We start from the raw sequence: 14,739 nt of genomic DNA, 5'->3' as shown, positions 1-14,739 counted from the left end.
AGGCGGCGCGGGGGCTCGGGGCTCACGTGGCGCGCGGGCGTGCACTCCGGCTCGCGTGTCGTGACGGGGTGCGAATCCCCGTACCGGCGGGGCGAATTATCGTCGTGCCATGCGCAGCTACCAGCCGGACCTGACCCCGCCGTGGAAGCGGTCCGCCCCCGTGCCCGAGGTCCCCGCCGAACCCGATCTGGTCGTGGAGGAGGTCACCACCGGTTTCTGCGGGGCGGTGATCCGCTGCGAGAAGACGGCCCAGGGGCCCACGGTGACCCTGGAGGACCGGTTCGGCAAGTGCCGGGTCTTCCCGATGGAGCCGCGCGGCTTCCTGCTGGAGGGCAAGGTGGTCACCCTGGTCCGCCCGGCCCCCGGCGGACCGGCGCGCCCCACCCGTACGGCCTCCGGCTCGGTCGCGGTGCCCGGTGCGCGGGCCCGGGTGGCGCGGGCGGGGCGGATCTATGTGGAGGGCCGGCACGACGCGGAGCTGGTCGAGCGGGTGTGGGGCGACGACCTGCGCATCGAGGGCGTGGTCGTGGAGTACCTGGAGGGCATCGACGACCTCCCGGCGATCGTCGCGGAATTCGGACCGGGCCCGGACGCGCGGCTCGGGGTGCTGGTCGACCACCTGGTGACCGGTTCCAAGGAGTCCCGGATCGCGGCGCAGGTCTCGGACCCGCATGTGCTGGTGGTGGGCCACCCGTACATCGACGTGTGGGAGGCGGTGAAGCCGTCGTCGGTGGGGATCGGGGCGTGGCCGGTGGTGCCGAGGGGCCAGGACTGGAAGACGGGGGTGTGCCGGGCGCTGGGGTGGCCGGAGAACACGGGGGCGGCCTGGCAGCACATCCTGTCCACGGTGCACAGCTACAAGGACCTGGAGCCGCAACTGCTGGGGCGGGTGGAGGAGTTGATCGACTTCGTGACGCTGCCGGAGTGACGTGATCCGGGGCCGGACCCTCGGCCTTCGGGTTCCGGCTGCCGGGTCCCTGCCCCATCGTCTTCCGTCTGCCGGGTCCCTGACCCGTGGGCTACCAGCCCTCCGGCCCCGGCCCCCGGGCTCAGTCCACCAGGTCCCGCACCACCGCGTCGGCCAGGAGCCGCCCGCGCAGGGTGAGGACCGCGCGGCCCTCCTCGTACGGAACCGGCTCAAGAAGTCCGTCGGTGAGGGCGCGGCGGGAGGCGGCGAGGCCGTCGGGTTTGAGGAGATCGAGCGGGCAGCCGTCGCGGAGGCGCAGCTCCAGCAGGATGCGCTCGACCCGGCGGTCCTCCTCGGCCAGGATCTCGCGGCCCGCGCCCGGTGAACGGCCCTCGGCCAGCGCCTGGGCGTACGCGCCCGGGTGCTTCACGTTCCACCAGCGCACGCCGCCGACATGGCTGTGGGCACCGGGGCCCGCGCCCCACCAGTCGGCGCCGCGCCAGTACAGCTCGTTGTGGAGGCAGCGGCCGGCCTCGGTGGTGGCCCAGTTGGAGACCTCGTACCAGTCGAACCCAGCGGCGGCGAAGGCCTCGTCCGCGATGAGATAGCGGTCGGCGTGGGCGTCGTCGTCGGTCATGGGGATCTCGCCGCGCCGGATGCGGCGGGCGAGCTGGGTGCCCTCCTCGACGATGAGCGCGTACGCGGAGACATGGTCGGGGCCCGCGCCGATCGCCGCGTCCAGGGTGGCCCGCCAGTCGTCGTCGGACTCGCCGGGGGTGCCGTAGATCAGGTCCAGGTTGACGTGGTCGAACCCCGCCGCCCGCGCCTCCGCCACGCAGGCCTCGGGGCGGCCGGGGGTGTGGGTGCGGTCCAGGATCTTCAGGACATGCTGCTTGGCGCTCTGCATCCCGAAGGAGACCCGGTTGAAGCCGCCCTCGCGCAGGGCGGAGAGGTAGGCCGGATCGACGGACTCCGGATTGGCCTCGGTGGTGATCTCCGCGTCCTCCGCGAGCCCGAACTCCTCCTTGATCGAGGCCAGCATCCGTACGAGATCGGCGGCGGGGAGCAGCGTGGGCGTCCCGCCTCCGACGAAGACGGTACGGACCGGGCGGGGGTCGTCGCCGAGGACCTTGCGGGCCTGGCGGACCTCCTCGATCAGATGGGCGGCGTAGTTGTCGCGGGAGGCGAGGGCGCCGCCGGAGCCGCGCAGCTCGGTGGCGGTGTAGGTGTTGAAGTCGCAGTAGCCGCAGCGGGTGGCGCAGTACGGAACGTGCAGGTAGAAGCCGAGCGGGCGGTCGGCTGCGCCTTCCAGGGCATGGCGGGGCAGCGCCCCGTCGTCGGGCACGGGCTCACCATCGGGAAGTACGGAAGGCATACCGCCCATTGTCGCTCGCCCCGGAGGTTTCCCGGACCGGGAGGCTCTCAGCCCGGCCCACCTGGTCCACCCGGTCAGCCTGGTCCGTCCGGTCCACCCGGTCCGCCAGGCCCACCCGGCCCGCCCGGTCCCGGAAACCTCCGGCCCGTTCAGTCCGCGTGCAGGACCAGCAGGGCCACGTCGTCGTCCGGCGGCTGTTCGGCGAACTCGTGGACGGCCCTCCGGATCCGCTCGGCCGTCGCCTCGGCCGGCAGCCCGGCGCACCCGGCGAGGACCCGGGCCAGCCCGTCCCCGTCGTCGAACATCAGCGGGCCCGACCGCCGCTCGGTCACCCCGTCCGTGACGCAGAGCAGGCTGTCCCCGGGCGCGAGATCGAAGACCTGGCTCTCGTACGCCACGTCCTCCACGACCCCCAGCAGCACCTGCGGCTCGGCCGCCGGGCGTACGGAGCCGTCGGGGCGGAGCAGCAGCGGCAGCGGGTGCCCGGCGCTGGCCACCGTGCAGCGGACGCCCCCGCCGGGGAGCGGCACGACCTCCCCGTACAGCAGGGAGAGGAACCGCGACTGCGAGCCGTCGTGGAGCTGCTGGCCCCCGGCGGCGGCGACCATCAGGGCGGCGGCCTCGGCGGCCTCCATGGCGTCGTCCAGCAGCAGCCGGTTGAGCCGGTCCAGGACCTCCCCGACGCCGAACCCCTCCCGGGAGAGGAGCCGGAGCCAGGGGCGGGCGAGGCCGGTGACGACGGCGGCCTCGGGCCCCGAGCCCTGGACGTCCCCGAGGACGAAGCACCAGCGGTCGCCGGGGCACGGGAAGATGTCGTAGAAGTCACCGCCGACCACCCCGTCGTCGCTCGGCTCGTAGACGAGGGCGCTGGTGACGCCGGGGATCTCCGCGACCTTGCTGGGGAGCAGGCCGCGCTGGAGGATGCGGCTGATGGTGGCCTGCCGGGTGTAGGCGCGGGCGGCGCCGACGGCGAGGCCGAGGCGGCGGACGAAGTCCTCGATGAGCGAGGCGACGGCCTCGGGCATCCGGGCGACCCCCTCCCGCCCGACGAGTACGGTCCCGAGCGCCCGGCCGCCCGCCGTGATCCGGAACGCGAGCGCGGCCCCGTCACGGCTGCCGGGGTGCGGGACATCTCCGGCGTGCGGGCCGTCCTGGGCGCCCGGACCGCCCTCGGCGTACGAGCTGTCTCCGGCGTACGGGCCGTGCTGCGCCGACCACGGTACGGGGACGTGTACGGGCCCTGAACCGAAGTCGGCGGGGAGCCGGAGGGGCTCCCGCTCCAGGGCCGTCCGCAGCGGCTCCATACCGGTCTCGTCGCTGTGCCAGACCCGGGCGAGCCGGGGCTCGGCGCCCGGTCCCCCGCCCTCGGCCTCCAGCCAGATCGCGCACCAGTCCGCGAGGCGGGGCACCAGCAGCTGGCCCGCTATGGCGGCCACCAGGTCCTCGTCGAGCTGCCCGGCCAGCAGGTCGGACGCCTCCGCGAGGAAGGCCGGGGCGCCCCGGCTGTCCCAGACCGCGTCGTCGCGCTCGGTGCGCCGGGCGGCCGGGGCGAGGATCTCGGCGGCACGCAGCCCGCGCCGGAGGGAGTCCCGGTCGGGCGGGGCGGGCGGCCCGCTCCAGTCGTCGACGGGGAGCCGGGCCCAGACGGTCTTGAGACCGGTGCGGTAGGTGATGCCCCAGGACTCCGCGAGGGTGGCGACGAGCTGGAGGCCACGACCGTACTCGGCGGGATCGGGCAGCTCGGTGGGCGCCTCGGTCTCCGTACGGGCCGGATCCCCGGCCGCCGCCTCGGGCTCGTCGCCGCTCACCGGGCGGGCCGGGTGGTGGTCGGTGACCTCCAGGACGAGGGCGGCCGAGGGCTCCTCGCCGCCCTCCTCCTCCAGCCTGAGCACCAGGTCGACCGTGGTCCCGGCGTGCACGACGGCATTGGTGACCAGCTCGTTGGTGACGGTCACCGCGTCGTCGGCGAGCCGGTCGCTGAAGCCCACGGCGGCGGGCACCCCCAGCCCGGTCCACTCCGCGAGCGCCGCCCGCACGAACCGGCGGGCGGCGGAGGGGGCGAGGGGTATCCCGGGCAGGCTGGTGCGACTGGCCAGGCGCGGGCCGTGCGCGTACCCGGCACGGATGGTGCCGGGGCGCTGCACGGTGTCCCGCTGCAAGGGGATGGGTGCCACGGTGCGGCTCCTACGGGTCCGACGACTCCGACAGAGTGACAGACCGGACGCACCCATAAGCACCGAGTTACGGAACTGGGCGGAAAATCGAGCAGATTCGAACGCGAGACTGCGGGAAACGCCACGGGGAGCGGTCGGGGCGTCACGGACGACGGTCGGGGCGGCCGGACCCTTTCGGTGTCCGGCCGCCCCGACCGCGTGCACACGGCGCTTCAGCGGTTCGCGCGCGCAGGCGTCACGCCTCGCGCGAGCCCGCGTACATCTCGTCGATCAGCCCCTGGTACTCGCGCTCGACGACCGGCCGCTTCAGCTTGAGGCTCGGGGTCAGCTCGCCGTGCTCGACGTCCAGGTCGCGGGGCAGGAGGCGGAACTTCTTGATGGTCTGCCAGCGCTGGAGCCCCTCGTTGAGGCGCTGGACGTAGCCGTCGATCAGCTCGACGGTCTGCGGGGCGGCGACCACCTCCGCGTACTCCTTGCCCTCCAGGCCGTTCTCGGCGGCCCAGCCCAGGATGGTGGGGCCGTCGAGGGCGATGAGCGCGGTGCAGAAGTTACGGTCCGCGCCGTGCACCAGGATGTTGGAGACGAACGGGCAGACCGCCTTGAACTGGCCTTCGACCTCCGCCGGGGCGACGTACTTGCCGCCGGACGTCTTGATCAGGTCCTTCTTGCGGTCGGTGATACGGAGATAGCCGTCGGCCGACAGCTCGCCGATGTCACCGGTGTGGAACCAGCCGTCCGACTCCAGCACCTCATCGGTCTTGTCGGGCAGCTTGTGGTACCCCTCCATGATGCCGGGGCCGCGCAGCAGGATCTCGCCGTCCTCCGCGATGCGCACCTCGGTGCCGGGGAGCGGCTTGCCGACGGTGCCGGTGCGGTAGGCCTCGCCCGGGTTGACGAAGGAGGCGGCGCTGCTCTCGGTGAGGCCGTAGCCCTCCAGGATGTGGACGCCGGCGCCCGCGAAGAAGTAGCCGATGTCGGGGGCGAGGGCGGCGGAGCCGGAGACACAGGCGCGCAGCCGGCCGCCGAAGGCGTCACGGATCTTGGAGTAGACGAGCGCGTCGGCGACCTTGTGCTTGGCGCCGAGCGCGAAGGGGACGGAGGCCTTGCCGGTGCGCCGGAAGTTGTCCTGGGAGACCTTGGCGTACTCGCGGGCGACCCCGGCCGCCCACTGGAAGATCTTGTACTTGGCGCCGCCGCCCGCGCGGGCCTTGGAGGCGACCCCGTTGTAGACCTTCTCAAAGATGCGGGGCACGGCGGCCATGTAGGTCGGCTGGACGACCGGCAGGTTCTCGACGATCTTGTCGATGCGGCCGTCGATCGCGGTGACGTGGCCGACCTCGATCTGGCCCGAGGTGAGGACCTTGCCGAAGACGTGGGCGAGCGGCAGCCAGAGGTACTGCACGTCGTCGGCGTTGATCAGCCCGGTCGAGACGGTGGCCTTGGCCATGTACGACCAGTTGTCGTGCGGCAGCCGTACGCCCTTGGGGCGGCCGGTGGTGCCGGAGGTGTAGATGAGGGTGGCGAGCTGGTCGGAGGTGATGGCGGCGACCCGCTCGGTGACCGCGTCCGGGGCCTTGGCCAGCAGTTCGTTGCCCCGGGCCTCCAGCTCCGCGAGGGTGATGATCCAGCCCTCGGGGTCGTCGGCGGCGGGCTCGACGCCGGTCGGGTCGATGACGACGACATGGGCCAGGTCGGGCAGCTCGGCGCGGCGCTCCCGGGCCTTGGCCAGCTGCTCCGCGTCCTCCGCGACGAGGACGCGGCTCTCGGAGTCGGCCAGGATGAACGCGGACTCCTCCGCGTTCGTGGAGGGGTAGACCGTGGTGGTCGCGGCGCCCGCGCACATGACGCCGAGGTCGATGAGGATCCACTCCACCCGGGTGGCGGAGGAGAGGGCGACCCGCTCCTCCGGCCGCACGCCGAGCGCGATCAGCCCGGCCGCGATCGCGAAGACCCGCTCCGCGGCCTGGCCCCAGCTCAGCGACTTCCAGTCGTCGGGGCCCTCGCCCGAGGCCGACGGGACCGGGTAGCGGTACGCCTCCCCGTCCGGGGTCGCCGCCACGCGGTCGATGAAGAGGGCCGCCACGGAGGGCGGCCGGTTATCGATCTTGGTCTGTGTGTCGCTCACGACGTCCTCCGGGCCTGCGGCATTGCTACGACCGGCTTCTTTGATACTGCGACTACTACTGCTGTCCTGCTGCGCAAACTGCTTGTTCGGCTTGTTTAACTGGCGAGTAACCATCGATGCGTGATCAGAGTAGAGCGCACGCACGCGCAACGTAAGAGGCAACGAGCCGCCGCTTTCATAACGAAAGGGCCCTCACACCGCACGGTACTGCGGTGTGAGGGCCCTCGCGCCGACCGTCGCGCCGGGAGGTGCGGCGGGACGGGTTACTTCTTGCTCTTGCTCTCTCCGGCGGACTCGTCGGTGGACAGCACCGCGATGAAGGCGTCCTGCGGGACCTCCACGTTGCCGACCATCTTCATCCGCTTCTTGCCCTCCTTCTGCTTCTCCAGCAGCTTCCGCTTACGGGAGATGTCACCGCCGTAACACTTGGCGAGGACGTCCTTGCGGATGGCGCGGACCGTCTCACGGGCGATGACCCGGGCGCCGATGGCGGCCTGGATCGGCACCTCGAAGTTCTGCCGCGGGATGAGCTTCTGCAGCTTGGCGACGAGCCGTACGCCGTACGCGTACGCCTTGTCCTTGTGGGTGACCGCGGAGAACGCGTCCACCTTGTCGCCGTGGAGCAGGATGTCGACCTTGACGAGGTGGGCGGTCTGCTCGCCGGTGGGCTCGTAGTCGAGGGAGGCGTAACCCCGGGTCTTGGACTTCAGCTGGTCGAAGAAGTCGAAGACGATCTCCGCGAGGGGCAGGGTGTAGCGGATCTCGACCCGGTCCTCGGAGAGGTAGTCCATGCCGAGCAGGGTGCCGCGCCGGCCCTGGCACAGCTCCATGATCGCGCCGATGAACTCGCTCGGGGCCAGCACCGTGGCGCGGACGACCGGCTCGTGCACCTTGTCGATCTTGCCCTCGGGGAACTCGCTCGGGTTGGTGACGATGTGCTCGGTGCCGTCCTCCATCTCGACCCGGTAGACCACGTTGGGCGCGGTGGCGATCAGGTCGAGGCCGAACTCGCGCTCCAGCCGCTCGCGGACCACGTCCAGGTGGAGCAGGCCGAGGAAGCCGACGCGGAAGCCGAAGCCGAGCGCGGCGGAGGTCTCCGGCTCGTAGACCAGGGCGGCGTCGTTGAGCTGGAGCTTGTCGAGCGCCTCGCGCAGGTCCGGGTAGTCCGAGCCGTCCAGCGGGTAGAGCCCGGAGAACACCATCGGCTTCGGGTCCTTGTAGCCGCCGAGCGCCTCGGTCGCCCCGTTCTGCAGGGAGGTGATCGTGTCACCGACCTTGGACTGCCGGACGTCCTTCACCCCGGTGATGATGTAGCCGACCTCGCCCACGCCGATGCCGTCGGCCGGGGTCATCTCCGGGGAGGAGACCCCGATCTCCAGCAGCTCGTGGGTGGCGCCGGTCGACATCATCCGGATGCGCTCGCGCTTGTTGAGCTGGCCGTCGACGACACGGACGTAGGTGACGACGCCCCGGTACGAGTCGTAGACCGAGTCGAAGATCATCGCGCGGGCGGGGGCGTCCGCGACACCGACCGGGGCCGGTACGTCCCGGACGACCCGGTCGAGCAGCGCGTCCACGCCGACACCGGTCTTGGCCGAGACCTTGAGCACGTCCTCGGGCCGGCAGCCGATGAGGTTGGCCAGCTCCTCGGAGAACTTCTCCGGCTGGGCGGCCGGGAGGTCGATCTTGTTGAGCACCGGGACGATGGTGAGGTCGTTCTCCATCGCCAGATAGAGGTTGGCCAGCGTCTGGGCCTCGATGCCCTGTGCGGCGTCGACCAGCAGGATCGTGCCCTCGCAGGCGGCGAGCGAACGGGAGACCTCGTAGGTGAAGTCCACGTGGCCCGGGGTGTCGATCATGTTGAGGACGTGGGTACGGCCCTTGTCCTCGCCCTCGGTGGGCGCCCAGGGCAGCCGGACCGCCTGGGACTTGATGGTGATGCCGCGCTCGCGCTCGATGTCCATCCGGTCGAGGTACTGAGCGCGCATCTGCCGCTGGTCGACCACGCCCGTCAGCTGGAGCATCCGGTCGGCAAGGGTCGACTTGCCGTGGTCGATGTGCGCGATGATGCAGAAATTGCGGATCAGCGCCGGGTCGGTACGGCTCGGCTCGGGCACGTTGGAAGGAGTCGCGGGCACGCAGGGTCCTGATTCTTGAGACGCCGAACGCCGTGTCTCGGGTCGATGTCGGGTCGGTCGGATCGTCGGTCGGATCGATACGTAGGCTCCATCGTCCCACGCCTGCGGGACAGCGACCGGTTTGGGCCGGTCGGAGGGTGACTGCTACCGTGGACAGCTGTGCTCAGTGGCTCCTGTGAGCCGATGAGGACAACTCATAGATTCAATCGAACCTGAAAAGGCTCTTTCGTGGCGAACATCAAGTCCCAGATCAAGCGGAACAAGACCAACGAGAAGGCGCGCCTGCGCAACAAGGCCGTCAAGTCGTCGCTCAAGACCGCGATCCGCAAGGCCCGCGAGGCCGTCGCCGCCGGTGACGTCGAGAAGGCCACCACGGCCGCTCGCGACGCTTCCCGTCAGCTCGACAAGGCTGTCTCGAAGGGTGTCATCCACAAGAACGCCGCCGCCAACAAGAAGTCGGCGCTGGCGTCCAAGGTTGCCACCCTGCAGGCCTGAGCTTCTTCCCGAAGCTCACTGATGTGACTTAGCCGGAACGGATCAGCGGGCCCTCTCTCCCGCCCCTGCCCGGCCCCCGCGCCGCACACCGAACCTGCGTTCGCCACGCGGGTGCGGCGCACCAAGAGTGTGACCCGAGGCCCCGGCCCCCGACCTCCCCAGGTCGGAGCCCGGGGCTTCGGCATGGCTCCATGCAGCCCGGTCCCGCTTCCGGGGCGGCCGGGGCCTATCCAGCCGGTCCGGGGCTCGCAGTCGGTACGGCCGGGGCATATCCAGCCCGTCCGGCGCTTGAGGACGGAACCAGTGACCGCGGGCAACCAGTGATCGCACGGAACCGATGAGCGCGGGACCCCGAGGGGGCGACGGCCCCCACGGTCAGGCACCCCGCGAGGGGCTACCGCCCACCCGTCCGCGCGGCCCGCGCAACAGCGACGACGGCCTTCTCCAGGGCGTACTCCGGATCGTCCCCCCCGCCCTTCACCCCCGCGTCCGCCGCCGCCACGGCCCGCAGGGCCGAGGCCACCCCGTCCGGCGTCCACCCCCGCATCTGCTGCCGCACCCGGTCGATCTTCCACGGCGGCATCCCCAGCTCGCGGGCCAGGTCGGCCGGCCGGCCGCCCCGCGCGGAGGAGAGCTTCCCGATCGCCCGTACGCCCTGGGCCAGCGCACTGGTGATCAGCACGGGCGCGACCCCGGTCGACAGCGACCACCGCAGCGCCTCCAGCGCCTCCGCCGCCCGCCCCTCGACGGCCCGGTCGGCCACGGTGAACGAGGACGCCTCGGCCCGGCCCGTGTAGTAGCGCCCGACGACCGCCTCGTCGATCGTGCCCTCGACATCCGCGATCAGCTGCGACACCGCACTGGCCAGCTCCCGCAGATCGCTGCCGATCGCGTCGACCAGCGCCTGGCACGCCTCGGGCGTCGCGGACCGCCCGTGGGTGCGGAACTCGGAGCGCACGAAGGTGAGCCGCTCGGCCGGCTTGGTGGTCTTCGGGCAGGCGACCTCCCGGGCGCCCGCCTTGCGCGCCGCGTCCAGGAGCCCCTTGCCCTTGGCCCCGCCGGCGTGGAGCAGGACGAGCGTGATCTCCTCGACCGGGGCGCCGAGATACGCCTTGACGTCCTTGACCGTGTCGGCCGAGAGGTCCTGCGCGTTGCGCACGATCACGACCTTGCGCTCGGCGAAGAGCGAGGGGCTGGTCAGCTCGGCGAGCGTGCCGGGCTGGAGCTGGTCGGACGTCAGGTCGCGTACGTCGGTGTCGGCGTCGGCGGCACGGGCGGCCGCCACCACCTGCTGCACGGCACGGTCCAGGAGGAGGTCCTCCTGGCCCACGGCGAGCGTGACGGGGGCGAGCGGATCGTCGGTGGAATTCTTCCTGGTGGCCATCGCGATCCAGCATCCCATGTCCCACCGACAGCCCGGTCTCCCCGCCGCCCCCGGGGCCCGGGGCACCAGGGCCCGTACCGGAGAATGACCGGGTGAGCGACGTGAGACATGTACTGGTGCTGCCCGACCGCGACGCCGCGGAGAAGGTGGCCGAGGAGCTGGCGGACCGCTTCGGGGTCGCCGAGGAGCCGCAGCTCGTACGGGACGCCCTGGCCGGTGAGGACGACGCCGAGGACGCCCAGTGGCTGGTGGTCGTGGAGGACCCGGCGGGGCGGCTGGACCCCGGGGCGCTGGACGAGTTCGCCGCGGAGTACGAGGGGTGGCTGGAGAAGCCGTAGGGCAGGGTTTCGTACCCCGGGCTCGGCCCGGGACAGGGTTCCCCCACCCCGGGCTCAGCCCTCGGGCAGGGTTCTCCGGCCCCGAGTCAGCCTCTCGGGACGAACCCCGTCCCGGCTCAGCCCTTCGGGACGATCTGGATGTCCAGGTCGATGGCGATGCTGGGACCGACCACGGCGATGCCCTTCGCCAGCATCGTCTGCCAGGTGAGGGTGAAGTCCTCGCGGTGCAGTTCGGTGGTGGCCCGGCAGGCGGCCCGCCGCTCGCCCTGGAGGCCGTTGCCGAGGCCGAGGTACTGGGTGTCCAGCGCCACCGTACGGCTGACCCCGTGCAGGGTCAGGGCGCCCGTGACGGCCCAGCGGGAGCCGCCCCGGTGGACGAAGCGCTCGCTGTAGAACTCCAGCGTCGGGAAGCGGGCGACGTCGAGGAAGTCGCCGGAGCGCAGATGGTCGTCGCGCATCCCGACATTGGTGTCGATCGACGCCGCGTCGATGATCACGTGCATGGCGGAGTCCTCCATGCGGTCGGCGATCCGCACGGCACCGGCGAAGGTGTTGAACCTGCCGTGGATCCGGGCCATGCCGATGTGCCGGGCCGTGAACCCGATCTGCGAGTGGTTCGGCTCGACCTCCCAGTCCCCCGGTTCGGGCAGCTGCGGAGGCGCCGCGGGCTGGAGCACCACATCGCCCAGGGTCGCGTGGCCTCCCGCGACCACCGTGGCCGCCCCGTGGAAGGGCGTGTACCCCTCGGCCGTGACGGCCAGCCGGTAGTCGCCCTCCGGAACCGTGGCGAGCACACTGCCGAACGGGTCCGTCTCGCCGCCCACGACCTTGCGGCCGACCCCGTCCGTGATGACGAACTCGGCCTGCCGGACCGGCTCGCCGACCGGGTCGAGCACGCGGCAGCCGAGGACGCCCGCCGAACGGGGCACCTGCAATCCGGCGAGGGCCCCACCGCGCCCCGCGCCCGCCTGACGCCTGCTTCCCAGCCAACGGCCGAACATCTTCTCCGTACCCCCAGGGGCGTTCCGTGCTTCGGGGCCTCTGACAGGTGGACGTCGTTGTCGGAAACAGCGGCCCGCCGACGATTAGGCATTCGATCACTGTTGGGGCGTTCGAGGCAAACAGAGGGGCTAGGAGGGTCTGGTCAGGTCTTGTACGGAGGTGATACGAGCCATACGCAGCTATGGGTGTAGGTACGCATTTGGGCGTTTGAGTGTTCGTCTGCGTGTGCGTACGCGTATCCGTCCGGCCTCCCGTCATGAACGGCCCACCGCCCGCAGCTCCCTGCCCGCGCCCGTCACCGCCACGGCCCCGTCGGTGTCGGTCCGCAGGACCCGCGCCCCGGCCGCCCGAAGCGCGTCCACGGTCCGGGGCGAGGGGTGGCCGTACGGGTTGTCCGCACCACAGGAGATCAGCGCCAGCCTCGGCCGTACGCGGTCCAGCAGCCCCGTGTCCTGAAAGGCCGAACCGTGGTGGGCCACCTTGAGAACATCGACCCGGGGCAGCTCCGCCGGGCCGTGCAGCAACCCCCGCTGGGCCGGTGGTTCGAGGTCGCCCAGGAGCAGCAGCGTCAGCCCGCCCGCGGCCTTTACGTAGAGGGTCACGCTGGAGTCGTTCGGCCCGCCCCCACCCTTCACCGCCGCCACTCCCCCGGGCCCGGCGCGCGGCCAGAGGACCTGCCACTCCACGGGCCCCGCCCTGCGCCGCTCACCAGGTGCAGCCCGGACCGTCCCGACCCGGGCCTCGGCCGCCGTACGCCGCACGAACGCGGCCTGCTCGGGCGGTTCGTCCAGGCTCGTCGTCTGGATCGCGCCCACGGCCCTGCCCCGCAGCACACCGGACAGGCCCCGGACGTGGTCGGCGTGGAAGTGGGTCAGGACGACCAGGGGTACCCGGGTGACGCCGAGGTCCCGTAGACAGCGGTCGACGGAGCGGGGGTCGGGCCCGGCGTCGACGACCACCCCCGTACCCTCCCCGGCCGCGAGCACCATCGCATCGCCCTGCCCGACGTCGCACAGCGCGAACGCCCAGCCCGGCGGCGGCCACCCGGTGACGACCCGGGCCAGCGGGGCGGGCCTCACCACCACCAGGACCAGCAGCAGCGCGGCGGCGGCGCAGAGCCAGGGGTGCCGTGCGAACCGAGGGGCGAGGAGCACGGCCAGGACCGTGAGGCCCGCCAGGAGGGCGGCACCGGCCCAGCCCCCGGGCCACGGGGCCTCCGCCCCGGGAAGGTCCGCGCCTGTACGGGCCACCCAGGCGATCCACCCGGCCGGCCAGCCCGCGATCCGGGCCAGTAGTTCGGCCACCGGCGGGGCGGCCGGGGCGACGGCGAGCGCCGCGAACCCCAGCACCGTCGCGGGCGCTACCGCGAACTCCGCCAGCAGGTTGCACGGAATCGCCACCAGGCTGATCCGCGAGGCCAGGACCACCACGACGGGCGCGCACACCGCCTGCGCGGCCGCGGCCGCCGCCAGCACCTCCGCCAACCGCCCCGGCATCCCCCGCCGTTGCAGCGCCGCGCTCCACCGGGGCGCGAGCGTCAGCAGCGCACCCGTGGCCAGGACCGAGAGCAGGAACCCGTAACTCCGGGCCAGCCAGGGGTCGTACAGCACCAGGAGCACAACTGCCGCCGCCAGGGCGGGGATCAGGGACCTGCGGCGGCCGGTCCCGATGGCGAGGAGGGTGATCAGACCGCAGGCCGCCGCGCGCAGGACGCTCGGCTCGGGGCGGCAGACGACGATGAACGCGAGCGTCACCGCCCCGCCGAGCAGCGCGGTCCCGCGCAGGGAGATGCCGAGCTTCGGTGCCAGGCCGCGCCGTTCACTGTGCAGGGCCGATCCGGGCGGCCCGATGAGAAGGAAGAGCAGAATCGACAGATTGGCCCCGGACACGGCGAGCAGGTGCGTGAGATCGGTGGCCCTGAAGGCGTCGTGAAGATCCGGCGGGACCCGGGAGGTGTCTCCGACCACCAGCCCCGGCAGCAGCGCCCGCGCGTCCGCGTCGAGCCCGTCCGTCGCCTCCCGCAGCCCGGAGCGCAGGCTGCCGGCGGCCCGCTGGACCGCCGTCGGGTTCCCGGTGATCCTGGGCGGCCCTTCGCTCTCCACCCGCAGGACGGCGGCCAGGCGTTCACCCTGGTGGGCGGGGGGTGAGAGGTGCCCGTCGACCCGGAGCCGCGTGGAGGGCAGGAGCCCCTGCCACGCCGCCCGGTCGTCCCCGGGCGACACCATCATGAGGAGCACAGGCGTACGGACCCGGGTGCGCCGGCCGTCGGGGGCCGCCACCTCGGTGATGTCGGCGTTGATCAGGAGCGTGGCGGGGGTGCTGTGGCTGCCCCGCACACCGGGGCGGGCCGGCCGGGGGTCCGAGGTCACCCGCACCTCGGCACCGACCCGCGCATGCTCCTGCGCCAGCCCGGGAACGGGCCCACGCCGCACATCCGCCCCATGCAACCCGGCCGAGGCCCCGCCTGCCGCGGCACAGAGCAGTACGGCCCCGACCACGACAGCCCACCCGGTCCGGGCGGCCCGCCTGGACCGGCCCGGCTGCCCGGGCTGCGTCCGTCCCAGTTGCCCGGACCGGGCGGACGGGCCGAACCGCCCGGACCGCCCCAGCCACCCGGACCAGCCGGAGCAGCCAGAGGACTTGGGCCGGCCGGAGTGCCCGAACCGTCCAGGCGGCTCGGTCTGCCCGGGCATGCCGGCCCCCGGGGCAGCGGCGGGGTCGGCGATCCGGCGGCCCCCACCGGACGCCCCAGACTCGACGGACCCGGCGCACGCGGAGGGCCCAGCGGGCCGACCGGGCGC

10 protein-coding genes are annotated in these 14,739 nt (G+C 72.6%); 3 read left to right on the top strand and 7 right to left on the bottom strand.

What is annotated here, in order from left to right:
• Positions 1 to 109 precede the first annotated feature (109 nt).
• A complete protein-coding gene (locus tag DJ476_RS24125; protein ID WP_112491551.1) occupies positions 110 to 928 on the top strand; it encodes a DUF3097 domain-containing protein in 819 nt (272 codons plus the stop codon).
• Positions 929 to 1,049: 121 nt separating this feature from the next.
• Here the strand turns inward: DJ476_RS24125 and hemW are convergent, their stop codons facing one another.
• From hemW to lepA, 4 genes are all read right to left on the bottom strand, one after another.
• Complete coding sequence (gene hemW / locus DJ476_RS24120) at positions 1,050 to 2,291, bottom strand: radical SAM family heme chaperone HemW (protein ID WP_103421357.1); 1,242 nt, start codon at positions 2,289 to 2,291, stop codon at positions 1,050 to 1,052.
• A gap of 140 nt (positions 2,292 to 2,431) precedes the next feature.
• Entirely contained in the window at positions 2,432 to 4,456 is a 2,025-nt protein-coding gene (locus tag DJ476_RS24115; protein WP_112491550.1) for a SpoIIE family protein phosphatase, read from the bottom strand.
• 235 nt (positions 4,457 to 4,691) lie between these two features.
• The gene (locus DJ476_RS24110; protein ID WP_103421359.1) at positions 4,692 to 6,581 is read right to left on the bottom strand and encodes an AMP-dependent synthetase/ligase; all 1,890 of its coding nucleotides are present in this window, start codon (positions 6,579 to 6,581) and stop codon (positions 4,692 to 4,694) included.
• A gap of 263 nt (positions 6,582 to 6,844) precedes the next feature.
• Positions 6,845 to 8,719 (bottom strand): translation elongation factor 4, encoded by a 1,875-nt coding sequence (gene lepA, locus DJ476_RS24105; RefSeq protein ID WP_103421360.1) that lies wholly within the window; start codon positions 8,717 to 8,719, stop codon positions 6,845 to 6,847.
• A gap of 228 nt (positions 8,720 to 8,947) precedes the next feature.
• Between lepA and rpsT the strand changes: the two genes are divergently transcribed.
• The gene (gene rpsT, locus DJ476_RS24100) at positions 8,948 to 9,214 is read left to right on the top strand and encodes a 30S ribosomal protein S20 (RefSeq protein ID WP_019763236.1); all 267 of its coding nucleotides are present in this window, start codon (positions 8,948 to 8,950) and stop codon (positions 9,212 to 9,214) included.
• 394 nt (positions 9,215 to 9,608) lie between these two features.
• Here the strand turns inward: rpsT and holA are convergent, their stop codons facing one another.
• The gene (gene holA, locus DJ476_RS24095; protein ID WP_112492606.1) at positions 9,609 to 10,598 is read right to left on the bottom strand and encodes a DNA polymerase III subunit delta; all 990 of its coding nucleotides are present in this window, start codon (positions 10,596 to 10,598) and stop codon (positions 9,609 to 9,611) included.
• Between the two features lie 92 nt (positions 10,599 to 10,690).
• Here holA and DJ476_RS24090 point away from each other — a divergent pair, with 92 nt between their 5' ends.
• The gene (locus DJ476_RS24090; RefSeq protein WP_112491549.1) at positions 10,691 to 10,936 is read left to right on the top strand and encodes a hypothetical protein; all 246 of its coding nucleotides are present in this window, start codon (positions 10,691 to 10,693) and stop codon (positions 10,934 to 10,936) included.
• A gap of 116 nt (positions 10,937 to 11,052) precedes the next feature.
• Here the strand turns inward: DJ476_RS24090 and DJ476_RS24085 are convergent, their stop codons facing one another.
• Both DJ476_RS24085 and DJ476_RS24080 read right to left on the bottom strand, forming a co-directional pair.
• Positions 11,053 to 11,937, bottom strand: a complete 885-nt coding sequence (locus tag DJ476_RS24085) for a YceI family protein (protein ID WP_112491548.1) — start codon at positions 11,935 to 11,937, stop codon at positions 11,053 to 11,055.
• 255 nt (positions 11,938 to 12,192) lie between these two features.
• On the bottom strand, positions 12,193 to 14,631 hold the full coding sequence (locus tag DJ476_RS24080; RefSeq protein WP_318294901.1) for a ComEC/Rec2 family competence protein: 2,439 nt from the start codon (positions 14,629 to 14,631) through the stop codon (positions 12,193 to 12,195).
• Between the last annotated feature and the right edge of the window lie 108 nt (positions 14,632 to 14,739).

The organism is Streptomyces bacillaris (assembly GCF_003268675.1).
Taxonomy (GTDB): domain Bacteria; phylum Actinomycetota; class Actinomycetes; order Streptomycetales; family Streptomycetaceae; genus Streptomyces; species Streptomyces bacillaris.
This window is presented reverse-complemented; position numbering and strand designations above follow the sequence as displayed.

Excerpts from the sequence above, each read along its gene's own strand:
- hemW (WP_103421357.1), bottom strand. The coding sequence starts at position 2,291 with ATGGGCGGTATGCCTTCCGTACTTCCCGATGGTGAGCCCGTGCCCGAC.
- DJ476_RS24080 (WP_318294901.1), bottom strand. The coding sequence starts at position 14,631 with ATGCCCGGGCAGACCGAGCCGCCTGGACGGTTCGGGCACTCCGGCCGG.
- holA (WP_112492606.1), bottom strand. The coding sequence starts at position 10,598 with ATGGCCACCAGGAAGAATTCCACCGACGATCCGCTCGCCCCCGTCACG.
- DJ476_RS24085 (WP_112491548.1), bottom strand. The coding sequence starts at position 11,937 with ATGTTCGGCCGTTGGCTGGGAAGCAGGCGTCAGGCGGGCGCGGGGCGC.
- DJ476_RS24125 (WP_112491551.1), top strand. The coding sequence starts at position 110 with ATGCGCAGCTACCAGCCGGACCTGACCCCGCCGTGGAAGCGGTCCGCC.